Here is a 15,431-nt window from a genome sequence, read left to right on the forward strand (position 1 = left end):
ATTGTGGAACCACGTCGTAAAGGGCGAAAGCGTAAATCAGTGCCCATGTCCGTGCCCGAACCGGAAACCGTTAAATCAGAAACCATAAGGGATAGTAAAGACAGAGTTTTTCTCTTAAGTTAATGGCATTAGGTCCGACCCAATGTCACAAGACAAAAATTAGGATTCTAACCGGAACTCGGGGAACCTCTTCTTTCCACCTTGGCGTCAATGTCTTCAAACTGACTGATTTGGATCGATCCGTCAGGAAATTTGGCGATAATTTCCAGATCGCCTCCCATGGCCTTGATAAAATTTCTTAAGGTGCTGATGTACATGTCCGTCCGCTTTTCAAGCTTCGATACCGCTGCCTGCTTAACAGACAATGTTTGCGCCAGCTGTTCCTGACTTAAATTCCTGGCATGACGCAACTCCTGTAAAGGCATGGCTTCCAGTAACGCCCTGGTCTTTTCCGCCGCTTTTTTCCTGGATGCGGGTTTCATTTTGTTTCTAAGGATAGAGTAAGGTTTGCTCATAAGCCGCCCCCTTGATCTTCTTCTAAGGATTTCAAATGGTCTTCATAAATTCTTTCGGCTAAGGGCAGGTATTGTTCGTACCAACGCCCCCCGCCGGTCTTACGGCCGCCGATAAGCAGGATAGCTGCCCGGCGGGGATCGAAAGCATAAAGGATTCTATACGGTTTTCCTTTATGCTGAACTCTCAATTCTCTTATGGCGCGGTACCTGGCCCCTTTGATATCCGAGCTGAAGGGAAACGGTAAATGGGGCCCCTTTTCCTCCAACAAACCGACAACCGCGTCAAGGTCGATCTGTTCTTCCTCGTCCAGACCAACCCACCAGGCTTCAAATTCGTCGGTATATTCAACGATCCATGCCATAAAAGGAATATAACCTCTAAGGAATATCAAGTCAACGATTTTTTGGATTTAGGAAATGTCTACTTGACGGCATATCAATTTTTTTTCAATTGACAACAGCCGGAAGTTCTTATCCTGCTCCTCCGGGCCTACCGAAACTGGAAAATAAAATAGGGAAAACAGGAACGGAGGCTTATAACGAATTATGTTTAGCGGCTCATTGAATTCACCTACTAATTTGGCCGTTCTCTCATGGGAGCCTCAATGAGTATTCTCAAGCGCTTCAACCAGGGACGTGACCTCATCCCACGACAGCGATTCTTCCTTGAAGATGTCGTTCACAAAGGGATCTCCGAGAAGGCGCTCGGCCACTTCAGATGGGCGATAGACCAGATAATCAACCGGAAGATCGGTTTCTATTAATCTGAAAAGTTGATGTGTCCGGTCAGCACCAAGATGAGGAACGTCGTCCTTGATTATGAATAAGTCAACATCGTTCACTTCATCGGTATCTTTTGCGGCAGATCCGAAAAGGATGATTTTTTCCGGGGCATATTTGGTCAAAGGTCTTGTTTCAAGCTTTCAATACCTGAAGAAATCTCCGTTCGTGTCATCTCTCATCCTTTTTCACTCACCAGTAACGATGATTTCCATTGGCTCGGCCAGACCGGGAACGGCGATCCGTGTGCCCAGGGGCGGCTTGTCGGTGAGGCGAAGGGCCTTGATGGCCTTCATGACTGCCGATAAGCTGGAAAGGGGGACGGGGGATGCGGTCTTCACCGGCAGGATGTGCGTCCCTTCTTTCGTCTGGCAGCGCACCGTGGTGGTGAGAACCCGGCGCGGTTCGATCCATTCCTGGCAGGCAAAGTCCTCGCCCTTTGGACAACGGGCACCGGCAGCCTGGATGCCGTCCGTTTCCAGGGCGCAGCAATTCGGACAGGTGATGCAGACGTATTTTTTTGTCGGTCCGGAAAAGACGACCTTGTCCTTCTTTTTCTTTTTTACCTTTTCTTCCATCTCTTTTTAACCGGCCAGGGCCCTGCCCAGCTTTTCCCCTTCTTTAGTCACCCGGTCCACCGTATCATGCACATAGTCGGCATTCCCGGCGAGGTACAAGCCGTTCCCCGGTTCAATCCCGGCGTCTATCAGCAGGTCCCTTTCCGGGATGAGACCCACGGAGAAAAGGACCGTATCGCAGGAAAGCTCCCTTTCCCCGCCGGTGCGGTTGTCCCGAACTCTTACGGCCTCGACCCGGTTCTTGCCCATGATCTCCAGGACCTCATGCTCCAGATAAAGCGGGATGCCGAAATCATCCAGGCACTGGATCTTGTTCCGGATGAGTCCCGAAAGGTGAGGCAGGATTTCAAAGACGGCCCTGACCCGGGCCCCTTCCAGGGTCATCCGTCTGGCCATGATCAGGCCGATATCGCCGGATCCGATGATGACCACTTCTTTCCCCGGCAACACCCCATAAATATTGACCATCTCCTGGGCCAAACCGGCAGTAAAGACCCCGGCCGGCCGGGTGCCGGGGACGGTAAGCATCTCCCTGGTCCTCTCCCGGCAGCCGGTGGCAATAACAATATTTTCTGCAGAAACAACCCTCTCCCCCTGGGGGCAGACAAAGGTCACTTTATGGCGCGGATGGATGGTGTGAACAAAGGAAGAGGTCTTGACTTCGACATTTTGTTCCAGAATGATTTTCTTATAGCGCGCGGCGTATTCGGTGCCGGTCAGCTCTTCCTTGAAGTATTTGAGCCCGAATCCCAAATGGATGCACTGGTTCAAAATGCCCCCGAGCCTGGGATGCCGCTCCAGGAGAAGGATTTTTTTGAGACCGGCAGAGGAGGCACCCACAGAAACGGCCATCCCCGCCGGTCCCCCGCCGATGACGATCAAGTCGTAATGGTTAGATTCTAACATGTCGAATCAGATAATTCACCTTTTACATTTTCATTGTTGCCGCACTTACTCGTTTCTGGTTGCTGGTTATAACGAGAAACGAGTAACGAGAAACAAGTAACGGATTTTATATATCTTTGTAAAAACCTATCAGACCGGTTTTATCAGCTCGGACCCTTTCCCCCGTTTAGTGATGGCTTCATAGGGAAGGCCCAGTTCTTCGGCCATGATGGCCATGATCTTCATGGTGCAAAAAGCCCCGTGACAGCGCCCCATCTGGCTCCGAGTGCGGAATTTGATCCCGTCCATGGTCCGGGCCCCCCTGCGGATGGCCTCTTTGATCTCTTTTCTGGTGATCAGCTCACAGCGGCAGACCACCTCGCCGAACTCAGGATCTTCCTTAATCAGGGCATTGCGTTCCTCTCCGCCGAGACGACGGAAACGGGGAATGGCCGTTCTTGTGGAGATAACCGTCTTCTTAGGTCTTAAGAGGTTTTTGACGGAGAGCAGGTTGACCACGTACTCGGCAATGGCCGGGGCGGCCGTGAGTCCCGGAGATTGAATGCCCACCAGGTTGATGAACCCTTCCAGGTCTTCCTGAATATAAAAATCATCTTCCTTGATGGTCGGTCTGACCCCGGCAAAGGAGGTGATGATCTGGTCTTCCCGGACCGAGGGGACGAGCCGCTGGATTTGGCTAATGACGAATTGTTTGCCTGATTTGGTCGTGGTCAGGTCTTCCCGGTCCGGGGTTTCTTCGGCCGTGGGACCGAGCATGGTATTGCCGTCGACCGTGGGAATGATGAGGATCCCTTTGGTGTACTTTTGAGGCACCGGAAAGATGACCCGTTTGGTGAGCCGGTCGGCATGTTTATCCAAAATAAATTCTTCGCCCTTTCGGGGGACGATGGCCGGGACTTCCATCCCGGCCATCCGGGCGATCTTGTCCGCATAAAGACCGGCGGCATTGATGACCAACCGCGATTCAAAGGTGCCTTCCGTTGTGATTATCTTCCAGGTGTCCGGGCCTTGTTCGATGGCCAGAACTTCATGGTTGCAGAATACCCGCAGTCCGTTGGCCTGGGCGTTCTCAGCCAGGGCATAAACCGTCTCATAAGGGTTGATGACCGCCGCCGTGGGTCCCAGTAGGGCGCACTCGAGCTCATCCGTGAGGTTAGGCTCATTTTCTTTAAGCCAGGGATTATCTACCATTTGGAGACCGGGGACCCCTAGTTTTTCCCCGTTTTCCCGGATGGCTTCCAGGGCCTTTCTTTCCCCGGGGAAGGCTACAACCAATTCCCCGGTAGGGATAAAAGGAAAATCCAGGTTTCCAGCCAGCTCCCGGTAGAGTTCGTTCCCCCTGACGGCCAGCCGGGTCTTGAGCTGCCGGGAAGGGCTCTGGAATCCGGTATGAATGATCCCGCTGTTGGACTTGGAGACCCCGAAGGATAGTTCGGCCTCCTTTTCGAGGAGGACGCCGTCCAGTGCGTAGCCGGAAAGTTTTTGGGCCACGGCAACCCCGACAATCCCGCCCCCGATAATCAGGAAATCAACTTTCAATGCGACAGGCCCCTGCCCAAAAAGGATCGATAGTATAGGCGCTTAGTAACTCAACATCGACAAAGTTTTGTCGATCAGGTGGCTAAATTCCTGTAGGTGGGTGCAGCACAGCGAAACCCACCAATAATTAAAACAAAGTAGAGATAAAAACCTCATTAACTACATTTTGCTCGCTTTTTCGAGCAACCAGTAACAAGTAACGGGCTCCTTATTGTCTGGAATAGAATCTAACATCCTCTAAAAATAAAGTCTATGCAAAAAACCGGGCCGGGAGGGGGCTCTTTACCGTTGTTTTCTTGATCCTTTTCTGGTCCTAATTGATTATATTTTCAAATCAATTGCTTTTCTTCCTAATACCTGATAAAATGGTTTTAAACATTTCCTGTTAGGAAAGGAGGGGATTCCTTTTGGATTGGATCTGGATAGGATGGGGATTTCTGGTGGTGGCGGCAGCAGTGGCCGTCTTTCTAATCAGGGCACTGAATCAGGTTTCCCGGACGGTGCGCAATCTGGGAACATTGGTCAATTCCTTGGAGACGGAGATCACTCCCCTGGTGCGGAATCTAAGGGAAACCTCAGAAAACATTAATGGTCTTCTGGTTCAAACCCAGGAAAGATTAAATCAGTTAGAAGGTCTATTCCTGACCTTAAAAGAATCGGCTCAAATCTTTTCTATGATTAACCGGATCTTTCGCGGTGGAGTCACTCCAACTTTAGTGAATATGGCAGGACTGGCAGTTGGAATTAAAACCGCCGGACAGTCTTTTTTTAAACGAAAGGGAAAAGGAGGGAAATGATATGGCAGAGGAAAAAGGGTGTTCAGGGAGCGCTTTGGTTTTGTCTTTTATCTTAGGTGGGGTGGTTGGAGCCGCCCTGGCAATCCTCTATTCCCCTTGGGAAGGAGACCGGACCCGGGGAAAACTAAAGGATTTAGCTGAAGAGGTCAAAGAAAAATCAGGTCATCTTTCTGAGGACTGGAAAGAGAAGGCCGCTACTTTTATAGAAAAAGGGAAAGAGTTTGTGGAACAAAAAAGGGGTATCCTTTCCTCGGCTTTCGATGCCGGGAAGGAAGCCATGACCAAAGAAAAAGAGGAACTAACCCAAACCGAAGGACTTTAAACCCATTACCAGATAATTTGTCGGGGGTTTTCCCCTTATTCTTTCTTGGCATCGTTCCATTGTTCTGGCAGGGGTTGAGGACCGGGTCTGATACCGGCGATATCCGGGTCTTCATCGCCGATCCGGGGGACAGAACTGCTGCCGAGAGACTTAGCCTGAATTCGGCGGGATTCCTTATCCTTCTGTTTTTGCTGTCGGGCTTTTTCTTTTTCCATCTTCCTGAAAGTGGCTTTTGATTTATTGGCCATTTTTTAACTCCTTCTGATAGTGCTTCATTAAAACAAGAAGCCGAGGTTCAAGCCCCGGCTTCTTATCTTTTATAACAAATTTAAAAAAAATTATCAATAAGAAAAAAAACGATAGGAAGATCCATCTTTATCGGGCACTTTCCAGGATAAAATCCTCCCCCTTGAAATAGCCCAGCTCTCCTTCGTAAATGATGGTTCGGGTCCGCTGGGCGATGATTTCCGGATCGATCTCGATTTTGGCCACATTGGTCTCGATGGCGCTCCGGGCAACCGCTGCCGCTACCACCGGCGGGACGCGGAAATCCATGCCCTTGGGAATAATGTAATCCATCGCCAGTTCCTTTTCCGGGATCATGCCGGCAATAGCCTGAGCAGCGGCTATTTTCATGGGCTCATTAATCACCCTGGCCCGTACATCCAGTGCCCCCCGAAAAACACCTGGAAAGACCAGGGAATTATTGACCTGGTTGGGAAAATCAGACCGGCCGGTGGCCACGATCATGGCCCCGGCTTCTTTGGCCGGCTCAGGAAGGATCTCCGGGGTAGGGTTGGCCAGGGCAAAGATGACCGGGTCTTTGGCCATGGCTCGGACCATGTCCTGGGTCAAGGCCCCGGCTACTGAAAGCCCGATAAAGACGTCGGCCCCTCGGACGACCTGAGCCAGGTCCCCTTTCTTTTTTTCGGGGTTGGTCTGCTGGGCCATTTCATTCTTAATCCAGTTCATCCCTTCCGGTCGTCCGGGATAAATGGCCCCCCGGGTATCGCAGAGGGTAATCTGACGGACCCCCATCTCCAGGAGAAGTTTGGTTACGGCAATGGCCGCTGCCCCGGCTCCATTAACCACCACCTGGAGGTCTTCCAGTTTTCGGTTGGAAATCTTGGCGGCGTTGAGTAAAGCGGCGCTGACCACAATGGCGGTCCCATGCTGGTCGTCATGAAAAACCGGAATGTTCATTTCTTCTTTAAGACGCCGTTCGATGTAAAAACAGCGGGGAGCCGAGATGTCTTCCAGATTGATCCCGCCGAAAGTGGCCTCCATGCGTTTGACGATCTCCACAATCTCATCGGCCACTTGAGTTCCCAAACAGATCGGAAAGGCTTCCACCCCGCCGAAGGTTTGAAACAAAACAGCCTTGCCTTCCATAACCGGCATGGCCGCCCGGGGACCGATATTTCCCAGCCCCAGGACGGCACTGCCGTCGGTTACTATGGCCACTAAATTCCCCTTGGCGGTTAAATCATAGGCCAATTCGGGATTCTCCCGGATTAAACGGGCCGGCTTTTCCGCCAGAGGGGGGAGATAAAATTGTCCCAGAATATAATTATCTCGAATGGCGATCTTGTTTTTTATCTGGAGAACGCCCTGGTACCTGCGATGCAGTTCCAAAGACTCTTCCCTTAAAGTTTGTTTTTTACCCGAAGGGGGCGGAACCGGCCATTGTCCTTCATAGACATAGCGGCGGGTCTTCTCGGCGATCTGGGCCGGGTCGGTGTCGCCCCTGGCTTGACCGCTTTCAACAGCCGCCCTGGCCACAGCCTCGGCAATCCGGGGGGCTGTTCGAAAATCAAAGATTTTGGGCATGACGTGATAAGGGGATAACTCCTCCGAGGGAACGCAATCGGCCAGGGCCTGGGCCGCAGCCAGGGCCATGGCGTCGTTGATATCGCTGGTCCGGCTTTCCAGGATCCCTCGGAAAAATCCAGGGAAAACCATAGCCACATCGGATTGATTAGGGAAATCGGCCCGGTTAAAGACCATGACCCTGGCCCCGGCCTGTCGGGCTTCTTCGGGCATGATCTCCGGTTTGGGGGTGGATAAGGCCAGGATGACCGGGTCCTTGGCCATGGAGCGGACCATTACGGGTTTCAAAGCCCCCCCCACGGAAAGCCCGATAAAGACATCGGCCCCTTTTAAGGCTTCTTCCAGAGTCCCGGTAAAGTTTTCCGGGTTGGTTTTTTTTACGATCTCCCACTTGGCCCAGCTCATGCCCCTGAGCCGGAACTTGTACAAAGCCCCATCCCGATCGCAGACAATAACCTGTTTGATCCCGGCCTTGACCAGCAAATCGGCACTGACCAGTCCGGCCATACCCGCTCCATTGATCACTACCCTGGCCTGGGAGAGGTCTTTGCCAACGATCTTCATGGAATTAATTAAAGCCGACAGAACCGGTATGGCAACACCCAGGCCGTGATTGTTAAAAACCGGAATATTGGCGCCCCGTTCAAGATGATCGGTAATCGTAAAGCTCTGAGGGCTGGCTATATCCTCCAGGCAAAAGGCGCCAAAAGTCGGTGTCAAGGCCAGGGCGGTATCTATAAACTCATAGGCATCCCTGGTTCGAAGGCAGATGGGTATGGCATCCACCCCGGCGAAAGTTTTGAAAATAACCGCCTTGCCCTCCATGACCGGCAGGGCGGCTTCCGGACCGGCATGACCTAAACGGAACAGACCTGACCCGTCGGTCAATATGCCCACGGTATTGCCGCGGCAAGAAAGCGAAAAAGACTGGAGCGGGTCCCGGGCGATCTCCAGACAGGGTTCGGCTACTCCGGGGGTATAAACCAGACTCAGGACATTGGCATCCTTGATGGGGATCTTGGAGGTGATCCCGATCACTCCCCGATATTTTTTACGATAAGCCAGGGCCTCTTCCCCGGCGCCATCTTCAAACAGCATGGGAAAACTCCTTTTTAGAGTTACAAGTTACAAGATGCAAGTTTCAAGAATGAAAAACCTCAAAATGGCTATAGCCTCGTTCTGATATTTTCTTGTTTCGTCGGTAACCGAATCAGGCGGGCGAGGTTCAGCTCAATTAAAGGTGTAAAAGGTCTGATCCTGATTGAGTAATCTCGCCCCTTTTTTTTGAATCACGGCCATATTTTCCAGCCGGACCCCTCCCCAGCCGGGCAAATAAATCCCCGGCTCTATCGTAACCACCATTCCAGGCAGCAGGGGGGTGGCCTTAATCGGGCTGAGGCTGGGCAATTCGTGAGTAGCCAGTCCGACTCCATGGCCCAGGGAATGTTTAAAATATTTCCCATACCCTCCCTTTTCAATAACCGAACGGGCCAGGACGTCGGCCTCGGCAGTAGTCAGTCCGGCCCGTATACCTTTTTCGGCCTGGAGTTGGGCCTGGCGGACCAAAGAATACACTTCCTTAAAACGGTCCGTGGGCCGTCCCAGAAAAACGGTCCGGGAAAGGTCCGAACAATATCCCTTCCATTTACTGCCAAAGTCGAATAAAATCGGTTCTCCCTTTCGGATCTCCCGGTCGGAAGGCTCAGCATGAGGCAAAGCGGCGTTGGGACCGGCAGCCACGATCGGTTCAAAGGCCAGGGCGTCCCCGCCTTTCAGATGGATCCATTGTTTAACCTGCCAGGCGATTTCTTTTTCGGTTTTTCCAGGCCTGAGAATTTTCAGGACCGCTTGAAAGGCCTCTTCGGTTATCCTTAAGGCTCGGTTTATGGCCCCTATTTCCTGGCGGTCTTTCTGTGCCCTCAGTTCCTCCACCACCTGGTAGGTGGGCCGGAATGAAATCAAGTTCCCTTTAGAGCGCATCAACTTCTTTAACCTCTGGTAGGTGTGGAAACTCAGGGATTGGTCTTCAAAGGCCAGGCTTCTGATGGTTTTGAGTTGTCCATGGATCTCCGGCCAGGAGGTTTCAAGACCTTTTCGGTAAATAAACAGATAAAATCCTTTAGCTTGGGTCTGTGCCTCCCCTTCAAAACGCGGATCGGTCCCCAAGATGGCCAATCCACTTCCGATAATCAGAAACCCGGAAGATTCGTTGAGCTGAGGGTCGGCTGGCTTAAAGCCGCTCAGATACCGCCGGTTTTCGGGTTGAGAGATGAAGATTCCAGAAAGAGATCTATCGTTCAACCGCTCAAGCAGCCGTTGGACCCTTTTCATATAAGGGCTTTTAATGATTTGATTTTTTAGTTTTAAAGGTTCCATTCTTGCTTTAAAAGCTTGACATCCTTATAATAATAATTAATATAAAAAACAAACCTTAGCTGGGTACAAGGGTAAGGGTAGATGAACGGTTATCAACATTTTACTCCAGGAGAAATTTCATTACTCGATAAAGCCCTGGAGATATCAGAAGACGTTACCTGTAATCATTACCATATTTCCGCCGGTAATTGGAAAAAATATGGTTTTGAGGTTTCGAATTTGGTCCAATTGCAAGAGGAGGAAATCACCCCTTACGGATTGGCCCAGATAGCCCGTTATGTGCATCCTTTTCCTTTTCGTATCCCGACCTATTATCCGAGGGATTATTACCGGATCTGTCTTCAGGATCACAATATCCTCCGGGTCGTAGACCGGAATGACGGTATCGAGTTGTTTCCTCTGATGGTCTATGTCTTGACCCACGAACTGGTCCATGTCATTCGTTTCAGGAAGTTCATGCAACGCTTTGATGTAGATCAGGAAGAAAAGGCGGTTGAAGAGGGCAAGGTTCATCAGGCGACCTATCAGATCCTGAAACCGTTGAAGGGAATAAAATTAAATCCTATTTTTGATTCCTATCTGGGCCATCGTTGCCAGACTGAATTATATTAGCAGTACAGGAGGTTTAAACCATGCCGATTTATGAGTATGAATGCCAACAATGTAACCAGGTTACCGAAGCCATGCAGAAGTTCTCGGATGCCCCTTTAACCAAATGCCCCCGATGTTCCGGAAGCTTACGGAAAATGATTTCCCAAAGCAGTTTTCATCTGAAAGGCAGCGGCTGGTATGTAACGGATTACGCCCGCAAGGGGGATTCGGCAACATCAGGGAAAAAAGACAAACCTGCCGAGACCAGCCCCAAGACCCCGGAAAAAAGTACCGAAACCAGTACCAGTTCTCCCGCCAGCGGGACCTCGGAAACAAAATAATAAAAAAGTGACGAGTGACGAGTGACGCATTCAAACAAAACCAGTTCGATACGTTTTAACTCGTCTCTCGTCCTTCATCCTTTGCTTTTTATCATTCGTCCCCGTCCCTCCCATGTCCACTGACTCTCAAATTTCCCATTACATCTGTATCCACGGCCATTTTTACCAGCCTCCCAGGGAGAATCCCTGGTTGGAGGCTATTGAAAAAGAGGAAAGTGCTTCCCCCTACCATGACTGGAACGAACGCATTACTGACGAATGCTATGCCCCCAACGCCCGGTCCCGGATCCAGGACAAAAAGGGCAAAATTATCCGGATCAGCAATAATTACGAAAAGATCAGTTTTAACTTCGGTCCAACCCTCTTGTCCTGGATGGAAGAAAAGGCCCCTATCACCCTGAAAGGGATCCAGCAAGCCGATCGCCTTGCTCAAGAGCGCTATGAGGGTCATGGTAATGCCCTGGCCCAAGCCTATAATCACCTGATCCTGCCCCTGGCTAAGGAAAGGGATAAACTGACCCAGATCCGTTGGGGGAAGGCCGACTTTTATAAACGTTTCGGCCGGTCCCCTGAGGGGATGTGGCTGCCCGAGACCGCCGTCGACCTAAGAACCCTCAAGGCCCTTTCAAGGGAAGGGATCCAATTTACCATCCTGGCCCCTCATCAGGCCAAGCGTTTCCGCCCTCTGGGTCAGAAACCATGGATTGAGGCTCAAGGGAACATCAATCCCCGGCAGCCCTATTGGTGCCATCTCCCAGGGGGACAAAAGATAGCCCTTTTTTTCTATGACGGAGGCCTTTCACACGGAATCGCTTTTCAGGATTTTCTACAGAACGGTGAAGTCCTTTTTCAGCGACTGCTTAACGGCTTTGATCCCCAATACCCCGGTCCCCAGTTGGTCCAGGTAGCAACGGACGGGGAATCCTATGGTCATCACCGTCTTTTCGGAGATATGGCTCTGGCCTATACCCTCCATTTACTGGAAAAGGATCCAACTCTTCAGGTCATCAATTATGGTTGGTTTCTGGCCCACTACCCTCCCCAATACGAAGTGGAAATCAATGAAAACACTTCCTGGAGTTGTGCCCATGGTGTCGAACGGTGGCGGGCCGATTGTGGCTGCCGTCTGGGCGGTCCGGATCAACAACAAGCCTGGCGGGCCCCCCTTCGGGAAGGCCTGGACCGCTTAAAAAACGAATTGGACCTTCTGTTTGAAAGTCGGGGGGCCTCCTTTTTGAAAGACCCCTGGCAGGCCAGGGATGCCTATATCGAGGTCCTTTTGGACCGTTCTCCGGAAACTCTGGATCGTTTTTTTGCCGATCAAGGTAAGAAAAAATCCCTTTCCCCTGGAGACCGGGTTCAAGCCCTGAAGCTTCTGGAAATGCAGCGCCACGGACTTCTGATGTTTACCAGTTGCGGCTGGTTTTTTGATGAGATCAGCGGCTTGGAAACCACCCAGATCCTGAAATATGCCGGCCGATCCATTCAACTGGCCAAAGATTTCGGAAGAGATTTAGAACCCCCTTTATTGGCCACCCTGAAAAAGGCCCCCAGTAACTTAAAGGAATTCGGGAACGGCGAAAAAGTCTGGGAAATAAAGGTCAGACCTTCGGTGATCGACCTGTCTCAAGTCCTGGCCCACTATGCCATCGGATCCATTTATCAACGGGAACAAAAGGATCGGGTCTATTGTTATCGATTGGGCCATCAGGATCAGATGATTCTCCCCCAGAACGGGTCCCACCTGGCGATTGGCCATGTTAAGATTTCTTCAACCATCACCTTGGAAGAAAAAGAGGTCATTTTTTCGGTCCTCCATTTTGGGGGGGTGGATTTTCAATGTCTTTTAAAACCCTTTGAAACCGACCAGGGATATGAGGCCCTGAAAAAAGAGATCCTGACCCTTTATAAGAAGACTTCTCTGGGTGACGTCTACGACCGGCTTAAGGGAATCTTCGACCCCAACCGATTCTATTTAAAGGATCTGTTTTCAGAAGAAAGGCAAAAACTGATTAACCTCCTCCTCCGGGAACGCATGGAAAATCATATCCTTTTATTGGAAGAATGGGTCAAGGAAGATACCGGGACCCTGATTAAATTAGTGGATATGGGGGTGAGTCTCCCTAAACCCATTGAGGTGGCCTTGACCTTGATTCTGGACCGGACCTTACAAAAAGGGATCGATGAAGCCTTTGCCGGTTCAAAACGACTGGAAGGGTTACAGGAATTTTTCCATCGCTCCCAAGAGCTGGGGTATCCCCTGACCAAAGAACTGATACAGCAACGGATCCAAAGAAGGATCGAAAAGGCCATAAAACAATTAAGGGAATATCCAGAGCCGGATCGACTTTTTACGGCTATCCAAAAGGTGATTCAGACCTGTCATCTCTTTGAACTCCCTCTCAATCTTTGGAAGATTCAAAACAGTTTTTTAGATGCCTGTAATGACCTTCCCCGGAACCGTCCTGAGTATCGGGAACGGTATAAGGCCTTTGCCCGGGAAATCGATATCCCCTCAGATGTCATCGGCTGGGGGGCGGAATGAAAAAACAGCTCGATTCCCTGGCAAAAGGAGAACACTCCGAGCCCCACCGGGTCCTGGGGGGGCATCCCTATCATCAGGGGGAAAAGGCGGGGGTAATCATCCGGGCTTTTCACCCCGATGCCCTGGAAACCACCCTTTTCCTGGAAGACCAATCAGTAGCCATGGCCCGGATTCACCCAGGAGGGATCTTCGAAGCCGACCTGGATGATATCCCCTGGCCCGTTCCCTATCGTTTCCGTTTCTCCTTTCAAGATGGCCGTTTTTGGGAAACCGAAGACCCTTACCGTTTTCTTCCCACCCTGGGAGACATGGACCTCCACCTTTTTAACGAAGGCAATCACTTGAAACTCTATGAAATCCTGGGTGCCCATCTGCGGACCATGGACGAGGTCTCCGGAGTTTCCTTTGCCGTCTGGGCCCCCAATGCCCTGAGGGTAAGTCTCCTGGGAGAGTTCAACCAATGGGATGGCCGCCTTTTCCCCATGCGAGTCATGGGCAGTTCCGGGATTTGGGAACTCTTTGTGCCGGGGCTCAGGCCCGGACTTCTCTACAAATTCGAGATCAAGACCCGGGAAGGCCACCTCCGAATTAAGACCGATCCCCTGGCCTTTTCCATGGAGATTCCTCCGGCCATGTGTGCCCGGATCTGGGACCTTTCAGAGTACCAATGGGGGGATGACCTGTGGATGGAGAAGCGGGCCGGCGTCAATCTCCGCACCGCACCGGTAGCCATCTATGAATGCCATTTGGGTTCGTTTCGCCAGGTCCTGGAAGAAAAAAATCGACCTCTGACCTACCGGGAGGTCGCTCCATATTTGATTAAAGAGATGAAGCAATATGGATTTACCCATCTGGAACTATTGCCCATAGCCGAGCACCCCTTTAACGGCTCCTGGGGGTATCAGGTTACCGGCTATTTTGCCCCGACCAGCCGCTATGGGACCCCGGATGATTTTCGGTACTTAGTGGATGCCTGTCATCAGGCCGGCCTGGGGGTTATCCTGGACTGGGTGCCGGCCCATTTTCCCAAGGACGATTACGGCCTGCGCTGGTTTGACGGCACGGCCCTTTACGAACACGCCGATCCCCGAAAAGGGGAACATCAGGACTGGGGCACCCTGATTTTTAATTTCGGAAGGAATGAGGTCCGGAATTTTCTCCTGGCCAACGCCCTTTTCTGGCTGGACCAATATCATATAGATGGTTTGAGGGTGGATGCCGTGGCCTCCATGATTTACCTCGACTACAGCCGCAAAGAAGGGGAATGGGTCCCCAATCCATTTGGAGGCCGGGAGAATTTGGAGGCCATCTCTTTTTTAAAAACCTTAAACGAAAAGGTTTACGGTCTCTTCCCCGGAAGCTTCACCATGGCCGAGGAGTCCACGGATTGGAGCGGGATAACCGCCCCGGTCTATCTGAACGGCCTGGGTTTCGGCTTTAAATGGAATATGGGCTGGATGCACGATACCTTGCTCTATTTTTCCAAAGATCCGGTCCACCGCAGCTTTCATCACAACCAGTTGACCTTTTCCATGCTCTATGCCTATTCGGAAAATTTTATCCTGCCTCTTTCCCATGATGAAGTGGTGCATGGAAAGGGTTCTTTATTTTCCAAGATGCCTGGTGATACCTGGCAAAAATTCGCCAATCTGAGGACTCTGCTGGGTTATATGTATACCCATCCCGGTAAAAAACTGTTATTCATGGGAACCGAGCTGGCCATGGAGCGGGAATGGGATCATGACCAAAGCCTGGATTGGCATCTGGAACAAGATCCCCTGAGACAGGGATTAAAAAGGTTCATGACCGATCTGGGGAAGCTTTACATTGAGGAACCGGCCCTCTGGGAAAAAGATCACCAACCCGAAGGATTTCGCTGGATCGATTGCCAGGACTGGCAGCAATCCGTGGTTTCCTATATCCGGAGATCTAAGGAAAGCTGGGTGGTGGTCGTCGTCAACCTGACGCCGGTCCCCCGTTTTGGATACCGCATCGGGGTTCCTTTCGCCCCTTATTACCGGGAAGCAATCAACAGCGATTCCGAGTGGTACGGTGGGAGCAATCTGGGCAATTGCGGCCTGATTCATACCGAACCCCGGCCATTCCATTCGTATTCCCAATCCCTCTTGCTAACCCTGCCCCCTCTATCCTGCCTTATCCTCCTGCAGGGAAAAGACTAATAAAAACTATTTGAAATTAGATTTCTTGGATTCGGTCCTCCAGAATTTTAAGGGGAGGTATTATTAATAAAGATCCAGTATCCAGTATCGCTTAAGGCAAGAGCCAATTTCCCTTGACAGGTCCGGCGAAA

General features: G+C 51.1%; 15 protein-coding genes. 6 read left to right on the top strand and 9 right to left on the bottom strand.

The window, feature by feature from the left end; all coding sequences use genetic code 11:
- Positions 1-167: 167 nt before the first annotated feature.
- The 6 genes from HY879_08870 to HY879_08895 form a co-directional block, all read right to left on the bottom strand.
- Positions 168-515: an XRE family transcriptional regulator gene (locus tag HY879_08870; protein MBI5603457.1), complete on the bottom strand. Its 348-nt coding sequence runs from the start codon at positions 513-515 to the stop codon at positions 168-170.
- Entirely contained in the window at positions 512-877 is a 366-nt protein-coding gene (locus tag HY879_08875; GenBank protein ID MBI5603458.1) for a type II toxin-antitoxin system RelE/ParE family toxin, read from the bottom strand. Before HY879_08875 ends, HY879_08870 begins: the two co-directional genes overlap by 4 nt.
- 240 nt (positions 878-1,117) lie before the next feature.
- Positions 1,118-1,420, bottom strand: coding sequence for a nucleotidyltransferase domain-containing protein (locus HY879_08880; GenBank protein ID MBI5603459.1), 303 nt, complete (start codon positions 1,418-1,420; stop codon positions 1,118-1,120).
- Between the two features lie 63 nt (positions 1,421-1,483).
- Positions 1,484-1,873: a DUF1667 domain-containing protein gene (locus HY879_08885; GenBank protein ID MBI5603460.1), complete on the bottom strand. Its 390-nt coding sequence runs from the start codon at positions 1,871-1,873 to the stop codon at positions 1,484-1,486.
- 6 nt (positions 1,874-1,879) lie between these two features.
- Entirely contained in the window at positions 1,880-2,779 is a 900-nt protein-coding gene (locus HY879_08890) for an FAD-dependent oxidoreductase (GenBank protein MBI5603461.1), read from the bottom strand.
- A 129-nt stretch (positions 2,780-2,908) separates the two neighbouring features.
- A complete protein-coding gene (locus HY879_08895; GenBank protein ID MBI5603462.1) occupies positions 2,909-4,318 on the bottom strand; it encodes an NAD(P)/FAD-dependent oxidoreductase in 1,410 nt (469 codons plus the stop codon).
- A gap of 407 nt (positions 4,319-4,725) precedes the next feature.
- Here HY879_08895 and HY879_08900 point away from each other — a divergent pair, with 407 nt between their 5' ends.
- On the top strand, positions 4,726-5,115 hold the full coding sequence (locus tag HY879_08900; protein MBI5603463.1) for a DUF948 domain-containing protein: 390 nt from the start codon (positions 4,726-4,728) through the stop codon (positions 5,113-5,115).
- A gap of 1 nt (position 5,116) precedes the next feature.
- Positions 5,117-5,437 (top strand): YtxH domain-containing protein, encoded by a 321-nt coding sequence (locus HY879_08905; GenBank protein MBI5603464.1) that lies wholly within the window; start codon positions 5,117-5,119, stop codon positions 5,435-5,437.
- A 35-nt stretch (positions 5,438-5,472) separates the two neighbouring features.
- Here the strand turns inward: HY879_08905 and HY879_08910 are convergent, their stop codons facing one another.
- From HY879_08910 to HY879_08920, 3 genes are all read right to left on the bottom strand, one after another.
- A complete protein-coding gene (locus tag HY879_08910) occupies positions 5,473-5,685 on the bottom strand; it encodes a hypothetical protein (GenBank protein MBI5603465.1) in 213 nt (70 codons plus the stop codon).
- A gap of 127 nt (positions 5,686-5,812) precedes the next feature.
- Positions 5,813-8,365 carry an NADP-dependent malic enzyme gene (locus HY879_08915; GenBank protein ID MBI5603466.1) on the bottom strand — a complete coding sequence of 851 codons (2,553 nt, stop codon included), beginning with the start codon at positions 8,363-8,365 and terminating at the stop codon, positions 5,813-5,815.
- Positions 8,366-8,497: 132 nt separating this feature from the next.
- Entirely contained in the window at positions 8,498-9,598 is a 1,101-nt protein-coding gene (locus tag HY879_08920; protein ID MBI5603467.1) for an aminopeptidase P family protein, read from the bottom strand.
- Between the two features lie 126 nt (positions 9,599-9,724).
- On the opposite strand from HY879_08920, the gene HY879_08925 reads away from it, so the two are divergent.
- The 4 genes from HY879_08925 to glgB all read left to right on the top strand — a co-directional run bounded on the left by HY879_08925 (position 9,725) and on the right by glgB (position 15,300).
- Positions 9,725-10,255, top strand: coding sequence for a hypothetical protein (locus tag HY879_08925; protein ID MBI5603468.1), 531 nt, complete (start codon positions 9,725-9,727; stop codon positions 10,253-10,255).
- A gap of 20 nt (positions 10,256-10,275) precedes the next feature.
- Complete coding sequence (locus HY879_08930) at positions 10,276-10,575, top strand: zinc ribbon domain-containing protein (protein ID MBI5603469.1); 300 nt, start codon at positions 10,276-10,278, stop codon at positions 10,573-10,575.
- Positions 10,576-10,765: 190 nt separating this feature from the next.
- Positions 10,766-13,120 (top strand): DUF3536 domain-containing protein, encoded by a 2,355-nt coding sequence (locus HY879_08935; protein MBI5603470.1) that lies wholly within the window; start codon positions 10,766-10,768, stop codon positions 13,118-13,120.
- On the top strand, positions 13,117-15,300 hold the full coding sequence (gene glgB / locus HY879_08940) for a 1,4-alpha-glucan branching protein GlgB (protein ID MBI5603471.1): 2,184 nt from the start codon (positions 13,117-13,119) through the stop codon (positions 15,298-15,300). Before HY879_08935 ends, glgB begins: the two co-directional genes overlap by 4 nt.
- The last annotated feature ends 131 nt before the right edge of the window (positions 15,301-15,431 follow it).

The organism is Deltaproteobacteria bacterium (genome assembly GCA_016219225.1).
Taxonomy (GTDB): Bacteria; Desulfobacterota; RBG-13-43-22; order RBG-13-43-22; family RBG-13-43-22; genus RBG-13-43-22.